Origin of the sequence: Halorubrum rubrum (assembly GCF_024494685.1) — an archaeon.
In the GTDB taxonomy this organism is placed as follows: Archaea; Halobacteriota; Halobacteria; order Halobacteriales; family Haloferacaceae; genus Halorubrum; species Halorubrum rubrum.
In genome coordinates, this window is the sequence record NZ_JANHDM010000004.1 from 161,442 (window position 1) to 175,649 (window position 14,208).

Consider the following 14,208-nt stretch of genomic DNA (forward strand, 5'->3'; position numbering starts at 1 on the left):
ACTGAGTCGACGGAAACGACGAAAGGCGTTCGCTCGGATTACTCCTCGGCGGCCTCGATGGCCTCGGTGGTGGTCTCGACGAGCCGGTGAACCGGGATGTTGATTCCGAGTTGCTTGCGGGCGAAGACGGCCACGGGGAACGCGGAGATCCCGATGGCAACGGTCGCCTGGTGGAGGCCGAAGAGGGCCGCCGTGCGGATGCGGTCGAACATGGGTCTTCGATGGTCCGAAGTCGAGGGCCGTATATATACTTTGTGACCGGCATGCCGTGGACACCCCGGCGCAGTCTGGCGATTTTCTCGAACGTTTCGGATCAATTGAACTTCCGTCGGCGGATCACGATCGAGGCGTATCCCAAGCCGGTCGAACCCGACTCGTTTCCATAACTTATGGGAATCCCTCGCCGCGCATGCGCCTACCTGCGGCGGCTCTCGACGGGCGTTCGGAGGCCGCGTCGATCGGCGCTCGCGGCGACGACGCGGCGCGGTCGATCGCCGGCTCGGTTCGGTATCGAACGGTCTATTACGGGTCGCGTTCCTACCGGGTTCCGTGAAGAACGTCACCGACCGCACGCGCAACCCGTTCGGGATGCGGCCGGACTGTCCAGCGTTCGTTCCGGGGTACGGCGACGCCAACGCCGACTTCCACGTGATCGGTGACCACCCCGGCGTTCACGGCGGTCTCGAGGAGCGGATCCCCTTCACCGGCGAGCCGTGGTCGTCGGCGTTCCTCGGAGCGTTGACCGACGCCGGGCTCCTCGCGGGAGTCGACCGGGGCGACGTCCCGCGCGACGCCGACGGCGAGGGCGACGCCCCGTCCGGAGCGGGAGACGACGATTCCGGTCGGGTGTCGACGGACCGGACGTTCCTCTCGTACCTCCACATGTGTCTGCCCGACGGGGAGCCGACCGCGGCCTCCTACGACGACATGGAGCGGTACTTCGACGCGGAGCTCCGGGCGATCGCCGCGCACGTCCTCCTCCCGGTCGGCGCGAAAGCGACCGACCACGTCCTCCGGCAGTACACCGCTCGCGCGTGGAAGACCGAGGTCGACATGGACGCGCTCCACGGCGAGGAGCTGCTCGGATCGGGCTGGCTCGTCCTCCCGATCAAAGACCCCGGAGAGTGGGAGGACGGCGACGCCGACGAGCTGGTCGAGGCGCTCCGGCGGCTCCGCTCGACCGACTTCCGGCGCGAGACCGACCTCGGCCGGTTCATCGCCGGCAGCGACCCGTACCTCGTCAGGTGATCCGCGGCCGGGAGGTCACCCACGTCGCCGACGCGCGCCGCCGCGGAAGCGTCGAATTTCGGCCCGAATGTGCGGGCAGTATCTGACGTTCGTCCCGAAATCGACGCGTTCGCCCCGAGGATCGGTGGAGTTCGCTCGCTTCGGGCGGTCATATTTGTCGCCACTGCGCGGATTTTATACGATACCCGGCGTTCGTTATCACGACGCCCGGACCGATCGGGCGTCGGCCGCAGGACTGGTACTCCAACGCGCGGCTTGGTCAGGACCGGCCCACGCGGGCCGGTTTTTCCACGGAATTCGGATTCAGACGGTGCCCTCGAGCAGCGCGTCGACGTACCGCCCGACGTGGTCGTCCATCCGGCGTTTGAACCCGTTCCGCCGTGCGAGCCGGTCGATCTCTCGCGAGACGTACGTGCCGTACTGGACCGCCTTCTTGTCGGCCGCGTACGCCGACTCCGGGACGCGTCCGGCCGCGGCGCGCCGGAGCGCCACCTTCCGCTCGTCGGCGGTCGCGAGCAGGTCGCCCGGCAGCCGAAGCGCGGCGTCGACGACGCGGTCGTCGAGCAGCGGCGCGACGGGCTCGACGCCGGCGGCCCGCAGCGCCGGCACGTCGCGTTCGAGCTGGGCGGGGAGGGTCCGAACCGTCTCGGTCCGCGCACCCCGGACGGTGTCGGCGTCGACGCGGTCGTCGTTCGCGGGGTCGACGACCTTGCTGTAGCCGCCGAACAGCTCGTCGGCCCCCTGGCCGACCGCCAACCGATCGATCCCGTCCGCCGCGGCGGCCTCCGCGGTCAGGTACAGCGGGACGGCGATGTTGAGGTCCATGGGGTTCCGGCGGCCGGTCGCGGACGCGATGTCGGGGATCGCCCGCCGGAGGTCGTCGTGCGAGAGCGCCACCACCCGTAGGTCCAGCTCCATCTCGGCCGCGGCCTCCCGCGCGGCCGCGACGTCGTGACACCCCTCGAACCCCGCGACGTAACACGGCGCGTCCGGGACCGCGCTCGCGACGAGCGCCGAGTCGACCCCGCCGGAGAACGCCACGGCGAGCCGACCGGTCGAGGGATCGGCCGTCTCGGCGGCGAACTCGGCGAGGGTCGCGTCGATCGCGTCGTCGACGGCGGCCTGGGCGGCTCCAGGCCTCGAGGGGGCGTACGTCGGGAGCGACCAGCGACGGTCGCGTTCCGACGCCGAGACGACCGATCCGGCCGGGACCGGCTCCGGGTTCCGGAGGTCGTTCCGGTCGAAGCTCCACGCCCCCGGCTCCGCGGGGTCGGTCGCGTCGGTCTCGACGAACAGGGGCTGACGTCCGAGGACGTCGCGGACGAGGACGGGGTCGCGAGCGACGGTCCGGTCCGGCTCGTCGACCGCCGCGCGGGGATCCGCGAGGAGCCCGGCGAACCCGCGGGTTCCCGGAAGCGGGTCGCGATCGCGGATCGCGTCGGCGACGAGGCTCGCGGACGCGCCCCGGAGACGAGTCGTGTCGGAGCGATCGGGAGTCCCGTCGGGTCGGTCGGCGGTCATCGCGTTCGCCCCGTCACCGGAGTCCGTCGATCGTTCGGAAGGCCCGGCGTTTCGCCCCGCCGGCGAACTGTCGCAGCGAGACGCGCCACGGCGTGCGCTTCCCGACGACGCTGGTCCGGCCGTCGGCGACGGCCTCGAGGATCGCGTCGGCCGAGCGCTCGTCCGCGTCGACCTCGGTGACCGCCTGGCCGACCATCTCGGAGATGTGCGCGTCGCTGCCGGCGGTCATCGGGAGGTTCCGGCGGACGGCGAACGTCTCCGCCTGGCGGTTCGCGCGGCCGGTGAAGAGCCGGGAGTTGTACACTTCGATCGCGTCGGCGCTCGCGAGCTGCTCGTCGGAGACGTGCGCGGCGACGCCGTGGCGCGTCTTCTGGAAGGGGTGGGGGACGACCGCGATCCCGCCCGCCTCGCGGATCCGGTCGAGCGTCTCGTCGAACGGGAGCCCGCTGGGAACGAGCTCGTCGATCCCGAACGCGAGCACGTGGCCCGCCGCGGAGGTCACCTCCATGCCGACGATCCCGACGAGGCCGTAGTCGGCGGCCTTCGCGGCCGCCTCGATGCTCGCGTCGATCTCGTCGTGGTCCGTGACGGCGAGCGCGTCGAGCCCGACCGCGGCGGCCTGCTCCAAGAGGAGATCGACCGGGTCGCGCCCGTCGTGGGACAGCGCCGAGTGGGAGTGCAGCTCGACCGATAGCACGGCCTCCCCTTCGGGAGTCGTCTTAAAAAGCGGCCCGGTCCGGTGCGGCGGCGGACGCGAGGGAACTCAGAAGGCGCTCTCGCCGACCGTCTCCCGGTACGTCCCGGATCCGGTGTGGGTCGAACCGTCCCACGTGTCGACGGCGACCAGCACGCGGGTGTTCACCGCGTCGGCCGGCGCGTCCTCGATCCGGAGCGTCGAGTCGCCGATACGGGCGACCGCCGTGTCGCCCTCCCTGCCGGTGACCATCACCTCGATCGCGTCGCCCGGCTCGTAGTCGGGCGTCGAACTCCTGAACGACCACCCGGCGAGGAACTTGTCGAGCGCGCTCATGCGCGCGACACCTCCTCGGAGGTCCGATCGGGAACGTACTCCCGGCCGAATCCGGTGACCGCCGCCGCCAGGAAGACGATCACGAGGAACCAGCCGTGGAACACGTACGGCACGACCTCGATGGGATTGACGACCATCTCCGGTCCGTACTCGGCGCCGAGGCCGTCCGGCCCGACCATCACTTGGTAGCCGACCAAGACGCCGCCTGCCCACGGGAAGATGTACCCGAGCGCCGACGTGTTCGCGTCCAGGATGTTGGCCCGACGGTAGCCGTTGATGTTGAACTTCTCGCCGATCCGCGCGATGTACGGCGCGATCGCGATCTCCGCGGCCGTGTTGATCGTGATCATCCCGTTTATCGCGGCGGTACCGAGCACCATCGTCACTTCGGCTCGGCGGACGTTGGTCGCGACGGAGTTCAAGAGGAACTCCTGGATCGCCGCGAAGCCGCCGCCGCGGATCATGATCTGCGCCATCGACACGATGAGGAGGGTCAACACGATGAGCGGGAAGAACCCGATCGCGCCGGTGTAGAGGCTCCCGCCGACGCTCGCCGTGTCGCCGACCGCGACGAACGGCAGCGCGGTGACCGTCCCGGCCTCGGTCACGGTGAACACGAGAACGTCGCTCACGGACGAGAGCCCGAGCCCGAGGTTGAAGCCGACCGCGACGACGAGGCCCCAGGAGATCGCCTCGACGATGTGTCGCCCCGCGACGGCGGTGGCGATCACGACTCCCATCGAGACCAGATGGACCAAGCCGGGCGCGGTCGCCGTGTCGCGGAGGGCGGCGGCGCCTTCCAGGCTCGCCCCCGACAGCATCGAACCCATGATCAGGTAGGCGACGAAGGCGGGCACCGCGGCGACGATCGCGTACTTGAATCGTGAGGCGACGACGCCGCCGATGTCGGCGTCCTGCGTCACCGCGCTCACGATCGTCGTGTCGCTGACGGGCGCGAGGTTGTCGCCGAAGACGGCGCCCGAGAGGATCGCCGCGAAGAGCAACACCGGGCTCGCGCCGATGAGGACGCCGGCCGGGAAAAAGAGCGTCACGAACGCGACGGTGGCTCCGTACCCCGTTCCGATCCCGGTCGCGAGCAGGCCGCAGAGGACGAACGCGGCCGCCGGGAACGTCGCCGCGCCGACGTTGAGCGCGTCGGCAGCGAAGATGAGTCCCTCGACGAAGCCGCCGACCTGGAGCGTCTCGGCGAACATGCCCGCCCACAGCCACGCGACGATCGCCGTCGCGGCGACGCGTTGGGTCATCCCCTCGAAGATGGTGTCCGCGTACGTCTTCCAGTCGCCACGCACGAAGAACATCCCGAGGATCGTCCCGATCAGCGCCCCGATCACCAGCCCGTTCGTGTCGCCGATTCCGAGGACGCCGCTCTGGAAGACGGCCCAGAGAATGAAGAATCCGAGCGGGAGCGTGCTCGCCCACTTCCCGCCGTAGAAGCTGATCCGCGGTTCGGCCTCGGAACCGCCACCGGCGTCCATCGAGACGGACGAATCCCCGCCGTCTGGTCGGTCTGTCATGTGATCATCTCGCCTACGAATCGATCTCACAGGGAGAATTTAAGCACTGCTTTCCGTCGACGGGGATCTCGACGCCATCGATCCCGGACGGTTCCGACGGCTCTTCGCGAGGTCGACAAGAACACGCTTAAGCGTTCGGGCGTCGACCGGTCGAACGGGAACAGCACAGCTGCGGATCCGACGCGCCGGGGCCTCTTCGCCCACGGCTTGGGAACGTAGCGGTGCACCGCCGCCCGGCGACGCGAGAGCGGCCCGTTTCGGGCCCGTCGGACCCGCTCGCGAACGCGAGCGCTCCGAGAACCGCGTCCCGCGGGCGGCGGTCACGTACTCGCGGTTGTGCCGTTCCAACACCAGACAATGGCACGAATGCACACGCGCCGTCGCGGTTCGTCCGGTTCGGACAAGCCGGCGACGGACGAGAACCCGGAGTGGAGCGACGTCGACGCCGAGGACATCGAGTCCCGCGTCGTCGAACTGGCGGAGCAGGGCGAGGACCCGAGCGTCATCGGGATCACGCTGCGCGACGAGGGCGTCAAGGGCGTCCCGGTGCCCGACGTCAAGCTCGCAACCGGCAAGAAGGTCACCGAGATCCTCGAGGAACACGACGCCGAGCCCGACCTGCCCGAGGACCTGCGGAACCTGCTCGCACGCGCGGTTCGCCTGCGCGAGCACATGGCCGAGAACGGACAGGACTACCAGAACAAGCGCGCGCTCCAGAACACTGAGTCGAAGATCCGCCGGCTCGTGAACTACTACCGCGGCGACGAGCTCGACGAGGACTTCGTTTACACCTACGAAAACGCCGTCGAACTCCTCGAGGAGTAGCCGCCACGCCGGCCCGACGACCCGCCGAACCGATCCCCCACCGCCACACCGACCCGATCCCACCGACCAGCCCGTGACCGAGACCACCGCCGACTCCGCGCCCGCCCCCGACGCGCTCGCCAGCGTCCTCGCCGACGCGCCGTTCGTCCGGCTCGTCGCGACCGACGACGGCGACGCGCTCGCGGCCGCCGGAACGCTCACTCGCGCGCTCCGGGAGCGGGAGGTGCCGTTCCAGGTCCGGATCGCACGCGACCCGGTCCCCGACGCCGAGGGCGACGACGTCGCGGTGGTCCTCGGGGCCGACCGGGGTCCACACGCGGTTCCCGGCGCGGGACGGCCCGCGAGCACGACCGCCTTCGCGGTCGCCCGCGAGTTGGGCGTCGAGCCCGACCCCGTGATCGCGCTGGCCGGGGTCGTCGCCGCGGGCTCCGTGCCCGGCACCGACGGCTCGGGCGACGCGCTCGAGGCCGCGGAACGCGCCGGACTCGTCTCGCGCCGACCCGGCGTGGCGGTGCCGACCGCGGACCTGGCCGACGGGCTCGCGGCCTCGACGCTGCTCCGGACGCCGTACTCAGGCGACGTCGAGGCGACGCGGGCCGCCCTCGCGGCGCTCGACCTCCCGGCGGAACTCGACGAGGACGCCCACCGACGATTGGCCTCGCTCGTCGCCGTCGACGTCGCCGCCGCCGAGGACGCGAGCGCGCGGAGCGCGGCGGCGGTCGAGCGCGCGCTCCGGCCGTACGCGATCGACGCGGACGCGGCCCCGTTCGAGACGGTCGGCGGTTACGCCGACGTCCTCGAGGCGCTCGCGCGCGAGGAGCCGGGGACGGGCGTCGCCCTGACGCTCGCGGCCGATCCGGGGGACGGCCTCCGGGCGGCCGCCGTCGACGCCTGGCGCTCCCACGGGACCGCTGCCCACCGCGCGGTCGACGCCGCGACGACCGGCCGGTACGACGGCTGCCTCGTCGCCCGCGTCGACGCCCCGGCGGGCGTGCTCCCCGTGGTCGCCCGGATCGTCCGGGACTTCCGCTCGCCGGAGCCCGTCACGATCGCCCTCGGGGAGTCCTCGGGGACGATCGCGGCGTCCGCGACCGCGGACCGCGGGATCGGGGACGCCTGCCGGTCGGCCGCCCGCGAGGCGGGCGGCGAGGGCTGGGGGAACGGAACCCGCGGCGGGATCGCCGTCGACGGGGACCCGACGGACGCGCTGGCCGCGCTCCGGGGGTCGCTATGAGCGACGACCCGGTCGCGGACGGATCGGCGGTCGCGACCGACGGGGAGGCCCCGGCCGCCGGGCGGGGCGGGTCCCGGACCGCGGCGGTCCGGACGACCCACGCCGACGCCGACCTCGTCGCCGCCGCGCTCGCGCCCGACGACACCGACTCGATGGCGGTCCGCGTCGACGGCGACGCGATCGACTGCCGGATCGAGCGGCCGACGACGGGCGGGCTGCGGTCGACCGTCGACGACTACGTGGTGAACCTGCGAGTCGCGGAACGGATCGTCGAACGCGCACGCGAACACCGAACCGCTGATAGGGCGGTCGGCGACGAGACGACCGCCGACGCGGCGGAGACACGAGACACCGACACGGACACACACACCGACACCAACACATGAGCGAACGATCAGTTTCCAAGAGCAGAGAACAGAAACGCTGGTACGACGTACTGGCACCCGAACAGTTCGACCGCGCGGCGCTCGGCGAGACGCTCGCCGACGAGCCCGACCAGGTGGTCGGCCGCACGATCACGACGACCCTGGGGGAGCTCACCGGCGACTCCAGCGCGAACAACACGAAGCTCACGTTCAAGATCACCGACGTGGGCAGCGACACGGCGTACACCGAGTTCATCAAGTACGAGCTGACGCGCGATTACCTGCGCTCTCTCGTCCGCCGCGGCGCGTCGAAGGTCGAGGCGTCGATCACGGTCGTGACGACCGACGACTACCGGATCCGCGTCCAGCCGGTCGCGCTGACGACGAAGAAGGCCGACCGCTCCCAGGAGAAGGCGATCCGCCGCGTCATGATCGACAAGGTCCACGCCGCCGCCGAGGAGCGCACCTTCGAGTCGTTCGTCGACGCGATCGTCGACGGCAACCTCTCGTCGGCGATCTACGCCGACGCGAAGACGATCTACCCGCTGCGCCGCGTCGAGGTCCAGAAGCTGACCCTCGAGGCGCGCCCCGAGGAGATCGCCGCCGAGGAGGAGGCCGCCGTCGACGTCGACGCCGACGACGTCGCGGTCGACGAGTAGCCCCCCGGAGGACCCCGTTCCCTTTTCGATCGCCGCGCGACCGCCACGAGAGCGACGATATCCGGGAGACGAAACGTTGAAACGCCGTTCGGGCGAATCACGGGTATGGAACTGCGGGTCATCGAGAAGACCGACACGGAACTCCGCATCGAGATCGCCGGCGAGGACCACACGTTCATGAACGTGCTGAAGGGCGCGCTGTTGGAGACCGAGGACGTCGCCGCCGCGACCTACGACGTGAACCCCGAGCAGTCCGGCGGCCAGACCGACCCCGTGCTCACGGTGAAATCCGAGTCCGGCGATCCCCTCGACGCCGTGGAGGCGGCGGCGGCGTCGATCACGGACCGCACGACCGCGCTCCGTGACGCCGTCTCGGCCGCCTGAACTCGACTAATCCGCGGTGGGAACCGTCCGAACCCTTTTGCTGTGGTGCGGCGTGTTCGGCGGTATGAGTATCCCGCTTCACGACGAGATCCGAACGGGAACGCTCCGGAACGTCGCCGACCAGTGTGGCGCGCTCGACTTCGACGAATTCTGTAAGTGGATCGACCGAAACGTCTGATCGGTGACAAAACGTATCGGATCCGATCACCTGATACGATCGATATCGTTTCGGGCGACCGCGAGGGACCATAGCTAAGTAGCGACTCCCCATTCGTAGGCGTATGCCGCCGAGCGTGCTCATGTTAGGTTGGGGGTATCCGCCGAACGTCACCGGCGGGTTGGACGTCCACGTCGGGGAGCTGTTCTCCGGGCTGCGCGACGAGTTCGACGTGGACGCGAAGCTGGTGTTGCCCGCCGAGTTGGCGCCCGACGACGAGCCGGGGCTGGAGGGCGTCGAGACCGGCGAGGGCGACGTGGCGACCCGCGTGGGGCGCCTCAGCGACCGCTTCGTCGAACTCGCCCCCGACTACGACGTGATCCACACCCACGACTGGTTCGGCTACGGGCCGGGCCGGGAGGCGTCGCGAGCCTCGGACGCGACGTGGGTCTCCTCGTTCCACTCGCTGGCGAGCGACCGGAACATCGACCCGCCCACGCGCGAGGTCGAGACCGAGCGACGGCTCGCGAACGCGGCCGACGTCAACATCGCCGTGAGCGAGATCGTCCGCGCGGACATCCGGGAGCTGTACGGGGCCGACTCGCGCGTCGTCTACAACGGCTTCTCGACGCCGACGTTCTCCGGGAAGGACGTCCGTGCGGACCTCGGGATCGACGGCGAGATGCTGTTCTTCGTCGGGCGACACACCGATCAGAAGGGGATCTCCCACCTGCTGTACGCGATGAAGAAGCTCCGCGGCCGCGACGTCACGCTCGTCGTCGGCGGCTCCGGCCACCAGACCGAACAGCTGAAGCGGTTCGTCGAGCTGCTGGGGATAGGAGAGAAGGTCGAGTTCGTCGGCTACGTGCCCGAGGCGGAGCTCGGCGACTACTACGCCGCGAGCGACGCGTTCGTCTCGCCCTCGTTTTCCGAGCCGTTCGGTATCACGATCACCGAGGCGCTGGAGGCGGGCACGCAGGTCGTCTCGACGCGGTGTGGCGCTGCCGAGATCCTGCCGGAGGGCTGTCTGATCGAGGTCACGCCGGACTCGGAATCGATCGTCGACGGGCTCGCGGCCGCGCTCGACCGCGAGTCGCCGCCGGAGTACGAGCGCCGCGACTGGTCGGCGGTCGCCGAGGACACCTTGGACATCTACGAGGACGTCGCCTGAGCGGCGCGGAGAGCCGGCCGTCCGACCCCGTCCCGATCCCGTCTCGACTCCGTCTAGTTCTCCCGGTACACGTCGAGTTCGGTCGCCGGCTCCGGGTGTCGGATCCGGAAGCCGTCGGCCGTCTCGATCACGCCGCGAGTGCTGTCGGTCGCCCCGCGGTAGGGGGTGCCGTCCTCCTCGCGGGCCGCCGCGCCCTGGTACGGCGAGGTGTACGGTGACGCGTACGACGACTCCGAGACCGGGTCGTCGAAGCTCTCCGGCGGGAGGTAGATCCGCTCGCCGCCGGCGGAGCGAACGACCACCGCGACGTCCCGCGTCCCGGTCACGTCGATGACGGTCCGTTCCGCCGTGACGCGCGTGTCGATCCCGACCTCGTTCGCCTCGATGTCGGCCATGTGCCCCCCTGCGGACGGGAGCGGTTTAGCTGTGCCGGACGGGAGGGGTGAACCCTTTTGTGCGGTCGCGTCGAACTCGCGAGCGATGGACGTCAACAGCCATGCCGAGGAGCTCGCCTCCGACCTCGGCGTAGACAAGGCGGAGGTCAAAGCGGACCTGGAGAACCTACTCGAGTACAGCGTCCCGATCGACGAGGCCAAACAGAGCGTCCGGCGGAAACACGGCGGCGGTGGCGGCGGGTCGAGTCCGACCCCGGAGTCCGTCGACCTCGCCGAGATCACGACCGACCACGGGAACGTCACGGTCACCGTCCGGGTGCTCACTCGCGGAACCCGCACGATCCGGTATCAGGGCGACGACCTCACGATCCGCGAGGGGGAGCTCGCCGACGGGACGGGGACGATATCCTACACCGCCTGGCAGGACTTCGGGTTCGAGCCGGGCGACTCGCTCACGATCGGCAACGCCGGCGTGCGCGAGTGGGACGGCGAGCCCGAGCTCAACCTCAACGAGTCGACGACGGTCGCGATCGCCGACGAGCCCGTCTCCGTCGACCGCGAGGTGGGCGGCGACCGCGACCTCGTCGAGATCGCGGCCGGTGACCGCGGCCGCAACGTGGAGGTCCGGGTCCTGGAGGTCGAGTCGAAGACGATCTCGGGTCGGGACGGCGAGACGGAGATCCGGGAGGGCGTCGTCGGCGACGCGACCGCGAGGCTCCCCTTCACCGACTGGGACCCGCGTCCGGAGCTGGAGGCGGGCGCCGACCTCCGGATCGAGGACGTGTACGCCCGCGAGTTCCGCGGCGTCCCCTCGATCAACCTCACCGAGTTCACGACGGTGACGCCGCTTCCGGACCCCGTCGAGGTGACGGAGAGCGCGCCGCGGCTGTCGGTCGCGGAGGCGGTCGCCTCCGGCGGGGTGTTCGACGTCGAACTCGTCGGGAACGTCCTCGAGGTGCGCGACGGCTCCGGGCTCATCGAGCGCTGTCCGGAGTGCGGCCGCGTGATCCAGAACGGCCAGTGCCGGAGCCACGGCGAGGTCGACGGCGAGGACGACCTCCGCGTGAAGGCGATCCTCGACGACGGCACCGACACCGTCACCGTCGTGCTCGACTCCGACCTCACGGCCGCGGTGTACGGCGGCGGGCTCGAGGAGGCGCTCGCGGCCGCGACCGACGCGATGGACAAGGACGTCGTCGCGGAGTCGATCGCCGAGACGCTCGAGGGCGGGGCCTACCGCGTCCGCGGGAGCCTCTCCGTCGACGAGTACGGCGCGACCCTCGACGCCACGGCGTTCGAGGCGGCCGACGACGACCCCGCCGACGCGGCCCGCGCGACGCTCGCGGAGGTGCGCGCATGAGCGACGACGGACCGGGCACCCGCGAGGTCGCCCACCGGCTGTTCGCGGCGGAGTTCGACGACGCCTCCCTGTCGTACTCCGAGAGCGACGAGGAGCGCGCCCCGAACTACGTCGTGACGCCGACGGGTGCGCGAGTCAACCGGCTGTTCGTCGCGGGCGTGCTCACCGAGGTCGAGCGCGTCAACGACCAGACGAGCCGCGGCCGGGTCGTCGACCCCTCCGGCGCGTTCGTGACGTACGCCGGCCAGTACCAGCCGGACGAGCAGGCGTTCCTCGAACGCGCGGAGACGCCCGCGTTCGTCGCGTTGACGGGCAAGGCCCGGACGTTCGAGCCGGAGGACTCGGATCGGGTGTTCACCTCCGTCCGCCCGGAGAGCCTGAACGAGGTCGACGCCGACACCCGCGACCGGTGGGTCGTCTCCGCGGCCGAGCGGACCCTCGACCGCCTCGCGGTCCTCGAGCGGGCGATCGCGTCCGACCTCCGCGGCGAGGAATTGCGAGGCGCGCTCGAGGCCGGCGGGGCCTCCGCGTCGCTCGCGGCGGGGATCCCCAAGGCGCTCGCCCACTACGACACCTCGCCCGCGTACGTCGAGGCGGTCCGACGGATGGCCGTCGACGCGCTGGAGCTGATCGCCGGCGAGCGCGACGAGGTCCGCCCTCCCGAGATCGCGCCCGACGCCGGCGGCGACGCGACGATCGGCCCGCTGCCCGACACCGACGTGCGAGTCGAGACGGCGGCCGGAGCGGACGCGGCGACGCCGACCGAGCCGGACGAATCGACCGAACCGGACGAGCCGGACGAATCGACCGAACCGGACGAGCCGGACGAATCGACCGAGCCGTCGATCGGATCGCAGGAAGCGACCGACGAGTCGGTACTCGACTCCACCGACGAGGCTCCCTCGGACGAGTCCACGCCGACCGGGGCGGTCGACGACGGACCGGAGGACGCCGACGTCGCTGACGGCCCCGACGGTCTCGGCGACTTCGGCGGGGCCGAGGACGCCGGTGACGACGACGACGGTGCTGTCGACGATTCCGACGATGCCGACGACGAACCCGGTCTCGGCGACTTCGACGACGACGGGACGGACGAGATGTACGAGCTCGACGACGACGAGCGCGAGGAGATCGAAGCCGAGTTCGGCACCGACTTCTCGACCGGATCCGAGGTCGACGAGCCGGGCGAAGCCGACATCGACGTGCCCGAACCCGACGAGCCGTCCCCGGACGCCGAGAGCGTGAGCGACGTCGAGCCCGCGGACGCCGGAACCGCCGCCAAAGACGACGCCGCCGATCCCGACGAGACCCTCGCCCCCGACGACGTCGACCTCGAGGCCGCGGCGGTCGAGGAGATGGAGGCGCTCGACGACGGCGACGGCGCGGACCGCGAGGCGGTCGTCGAGGCGGTCGCGACCGAGCACGGGGTCGACCCCGAAGCCGTCGAGGAGGCCGTCCAGGACGCGCTGATGGGCGGGAAGTGCTACGAGCCGGGAGACGGGCTACTCAAGGCGATCTGATGGCCGCGGTCGAGCCGGTCGTCGGCGAGCCGGCGGCCGTCGCCGACCTGGGCGACGAGCGGGCGCTGCTCGTCGCTGACGTCCACGCCGGCATCGAGGTCGGCCTCCGCTACGAACGCGGGGTGGAACTCGAGAGCCGCGCCGACGAGCGACGGGACCGGATCCGTTCGCTGATCGACCAAACCGGCGTCGATCGGTTCGTCGTTCTCGGCGACCTCGCCCACCGCGTCGGCGCGCCGGAGGGCAGAGAGCGCGATGAGATACAGGCGCTCGTGGCGGCGGTCACGGAGCGCGTTCCGATCACGCTGGTCGAGGGAAACCACGACGCCGGCGTCGCGGAGGCGTTCGCCGACCGTCTCGACGTGATCGGTCCCCGCGGTGGCGTCCTGTGTGGGAGCGGCGGGTCGACCGGCGACGGGTCCGGCGTCGCCGTCCTCCACGGTCACACCCGGCCCGACCCGTCACTCCGGTCCGCGGACGTGGTCTGTATGGGCCACGAGCATCCGCAGGTCAGACTCGAGGACGCGGTCGGTGGGTCGCGGACCGAGCGCGCGTGGTTACGCGGTCCGTTGAAGTCGTCCGTCTTCGGGAATGGAGACGACCCGGACGGAGCCGGTCGGGAGTCCGCGGAGATCGGGCCCGAACTCGTCGTGTTTCCGGCGTTCAACGAGCGCTCCGGGGGCACGTGGATCAACGTCGAGGGGGAATCGTTTCTCGCACCGTTCCTCCCGGACGGGCTCGTCGCCGGCGACGCCTACCTCCTCGACGGGACGCGGCTCGGCGACTTCCGCCGGATCTAAGCTC

General features: G+C 70.9%; 16 protein-coding genes and 1 pseudogene. 11 read left to right on the top strand and 6 right to left on the bottom strand.

Annotated elements, in window-relative coordinates:
- Positions 1 to 38: 38 nt before the first annotated feature.
- On the bottom strand, positions 39 to 212 hold the full coding sequence (locus NO889_RS06455; RefSeq protein WP_256411466.1) for a hypothetical protein: 174 nt from the start codon (positions 210 to 212) through the stop codon (positions 39 to 41).
- Positions 213 to 549: 337 nt separating this feature from the next.
- Here NO889_RS06455 and NO889_RS06460 point away from each other — a divergent pair, with 337 nt between their 5' ends.
- Positions 550 to 1,248 (top strand): uracil-DNA glycosylase family protein, encoded by a 699-nt coding sequence (locus NO889_RS06460; protein ID WP_256411467.1) that lies wholly within the window; start codon positions 550 to 552, stop codon positions 1,246 to 1,248.
- A 303-nt stretch (positions 1,249 to 1,551) separates the two neighbouring features.
- On the opposite strand, the gene NO889_RS06465 is transcribed toward NO889_RS06460, so the two are convergent.
- The 4 genes from NO889_RS06465 to NO889_RS06480 form a co-directional block, all read right to left on the bottom strand.
- Entirely contained in the window at positions 1,552 to 2,769 is a 1,218-nt protein-coding gene (locus NO889_RS06465) for an asparagine synthase C-terminal domain-containing protein (RefSeq protein WP_256411468.1), read from the bottom strand.
- Positions 2,770 to 2,782: 13 nt separating this feature from the next.
- Entirely contained in the window at positions 2,783 to 3,466 is a 684-nt protein-coding gene (locus NO889_RS06470; RefSeq protein WP_256411469.1) for a PHP domain-containing protein, read from the bottom strand.
- 66 nt (positions 3,467 to 3,532) lie between these two features.
- Positions 3,533 to 3,799 (bottom strand): DUF7513 family protein, encoded by a 267-nt coding sequence (locus NO889_RS06475; protein WP_256411470.1) that lies wholly within the window; start codon positions 3,797 to 3,799, stop codon positions 3,533 to 3,535.
- Positions 3,796 to 5,334 carry a Na+/H+ antiporter NhaC family protein gene (locus tag NO889_RS06480; protein WP_379787600.1) on the bottom strand — a complete coding sequence of 513 codons (1,539 nt, stop codon included), beginning with the start codon at positions 5,332 to 5,334 and terminating at the stop codon, positions 3,796 to 3,798. The genes NO889_RS06475 and NO889_RS06480 overlap by 4 nt, the downstream gene beginning before the upstream one ends.
- A gap of 357 nt (positions 5,335 to 5,691) precedes the next feature.
- Here NO889_RS06480 and NO889_RS06485 point away from each other — a divergent pair, with 357 nt between their 5' ends.
- The 7 genes and pseudogenes from NO889_RS06485 (at position 5,692) to NO889_RS06515 (ending at position 10,129) form a co-directional block, all read left to right on the top strand.
- Positions 5,692 to 6,159, top strand: a complete 468-nt coding sequence (locus NO889_RS06485) for a 30S ribosomal protein S15 (RefSeq protein WP_256411471.1) — start codon at positions 5,692 to 5,694, stop codon at positions 6,157 to 6,159.
- A 73-nt stretch (positions 6,160 to 6,232) separates the two neighbouring features.
- Positions 6,233 to 7,393 carry an exonuclease RecJ gene (locus NO889_RS06490; protein ID WP_256411472.1) on the top strand — a complete coding sequence of 387 codons (1,161 nt, stop codon included), beginning with the start codon at positions 6,233 to 6,235 and terminating at the stop codon, positions 7,391 to 7,393.
- Positions 7,390 to 7,779: a KEOPS complex subunit Pcc1 gene (locus NO889_RS06495; RefSeq protein WP_256411473.1), complete on the top strand. Its 390-nt coding sequence runs from the start codon at positions 7,390 to 7,392 to the stop codon at positions 7,777 to 7,779. The genes NO889_RS06490 and NO889_RS06495 overlap by 4 nt, the downstream gene beginning before the upstream one ends.
- On the top strand, positions 7,776 to 8,417 hold the full coding sequence (locus tag NO889_RS06500; RefSeq protein WP_256411474.1) for a 30S ribosomal protein S3ae: 642 nt from the start codon (positions 7,776 to 7,778) through the stop codon (positions 8,415 to 8,417). The genes NO889_RS06495 and NO889_RS06500 overlap by 4 nt, the downstream gene beginning before the upstream one ends.
- Positions 8,418 to 8,522: 105 nt before the next feature.
- Positions 8,523 to 8,801 (top strand): DNA-directed RNA polymerase subunit L, encoded by a 279-nt coding sequence (locus NO889_RS06505; protein ID WP_256411475.1) that lies wholly within the window; start codon positions 8,523 to 8,525, stop codon positions 8,799 to 8,801.
- Positions 8,802 to 8,865: 64 nt separating this feature from the next.
- A pseudogene (locus NO889_RS16530) lies at positions 8,866 to 8,979 on the top strand (type II toxin-antitoxin system HicA family toxin); the annotation flags it as partial.
- Positions 8,980 to 9,100: 121 nt separating this feature from the next.
- Complete coding sequence (locus NO889_RS06515; RefSeq protein ID WP_256411515.1) at positions 9,101 to 10,129, top strand: glycosyltransferase family 4 protein; 1,029 nt, start codon at positions 9,101 to 9,103, stop codon at positions 10,127 to 10,129.
- 53 nt (positions 10,130 to 10,182) lie between these two features.
- Here the strand turns inward: NO889_RS06515 and NO889_RS06520 are convergent, their stop codons facing one another.
- Positions 10,183 to 10,524 (bottom strand): DUF7510 family protein, encoded by a 342-nt coding sequence (locus tag NO889_RS06520; protein ID WP_303653069.1) that lies wholly within the window; start codon positions 10,522 to 10,524, stop codon positions 10,183 to 10,185.
- Between the two features lie 85 nt (positions 10,525 to 10,609).
- Here NO889_RS06520 and NO889_RS06525 point away from each other — a divergent pair, with 85 nt between their 5' ends.
- Genes NO889_RS06525 through NO889_RS06535 form a run of 3 tightly spaced genes read left to right on the top strand, consistent with a single transcriptional unit; the run spans position 10,610 to position 14,204 of the window.
- Positions 10,610 to 11,884, top strand: a complete 1,275-nt coding sequence (locus tag NO889_RS06525; protein ID WP_256411476.1) for a Single-stranded DNA binding protein — start codon at positions 10,610 to 10,612, stop codon at positions 11,882 to 11,884.
- A complete protein-coding gene (locus NO889_RS06530) occupies positions 11,881 to 13,404 on the top strand; it encodes a hypothetical protein (protein WP_256411477.1) in 1,524 nt (507 codons plus the stop codon). Before NO889_RS06525 ends, NO889_RS06530 begins: the two co-directional genes overlap by 4 nt.
- Positions 13,404 to 14,204, top strand: coding sequence for a metallophosphoesterase (locus NO889_RS06535; RefSeq protein WP_256411478.1), 801 nt, complete (start codon positions 13,404 to 13,406; stop codon positions 14,202 to 14,204). Before NO889_RS06530 ends, NO889_RS06535 begins: the two co-directional genes overlap by 1 nt.
- Positions 14,205 to 14,208 lie beyond the last annotated feature (4 nt).

Bases quoted from the DNA above. Each gene is read 5' to 3' on its own strand.
- NO889_RS06455 (WP_256411466.1), bottom strand. From the start codon at position 212: ATGTTCGACCGCATCCGCACGGCGGCCCTCTTCGGCCTCCACCAGGCG.
- NO889_RS06465 (WP_256411468.1), bottom strand. From the start codon at position 2,769: ATGACCGCCGACCGACCCGACGGGACTCCCGATCGCTCCGACACGACT.
- NO889_RS06475 (WP_256411470.1), bottom strand. From the start codon at position 3,799: ATGAGCGCGCTCGACAAGTTCCTCGCCGGGTGGTCGTTCAGGAGTTCG.
- NO889_RS06480 (WP_379787600.1), bottom strand. From the start codon at position 5,334: ATGACAGACCGACCAGACGGCGGGGATTCGTCCGTCTCGATGGACGCC.
- NO889_RS06485 (WP_256411471.1), top strand. From the start codon at position 5,692: ATGGCACGAATGCACACGCGCCGTCGCGGTTCGTCCGGTTCGGACAAG.
- NO889_RS06495 (WP_256411473.1), top strand. From the start codon at position 7,390: ATGAGCGACGACCCGGTCGCGGACGGATCGGCGGTCGCGACCGACGGG.
- NO889_RS06500 (WP_256411474.1), top strand. From the start codon at position 7,776: ATGAGCGAACGATCAGTTTCCAAGAGCAGAGAACAGAAACGCTGGTAC.
- NO889_RS06505 (WP_256411475.1), top strand. From the start codon at position 8,523: ATGGAACTGCGGGTCATCGAGAAGACCGACACGGAACTCCGCATCGAG.
- NO889_RS06515 (WP_256411515.1), top strand. From the start codon at position 9,101: ATGTTAGGTTGGGGGTATCCGCCGAACGTCACCGGCGGGTTGGACGTC.
- NO889_RS06520 (WP_303653069.1), bottom strand. From the start codon at position 10,524: ATGGCCGACATCGAGGCGAACGAGGTCGGGATCGACACGCGCGTCACG.
- NO889_RS06525 (WP_256411476.1), top strand. From the start codon at position 10,610: ATGGACGTCAACAGCCATGCCGAGGAGCTCGCCTCCGACCTCGGCGTA.
- NO889_RS06530 (WP_256411477.1), top strand. From the start codon at position 11,881: ATGAGCGACGACGGACCGGGCACCCGCGAGGTCGCCCACCGGCTGTTC.
- NO889_RS06535 (WP_256411478.1), top strand. From the start codon at position 13,404: ATGGCCGCGGTCGAGCCGGTCGTCGGCGAGCCGGCGGCCGTCGCCGAC.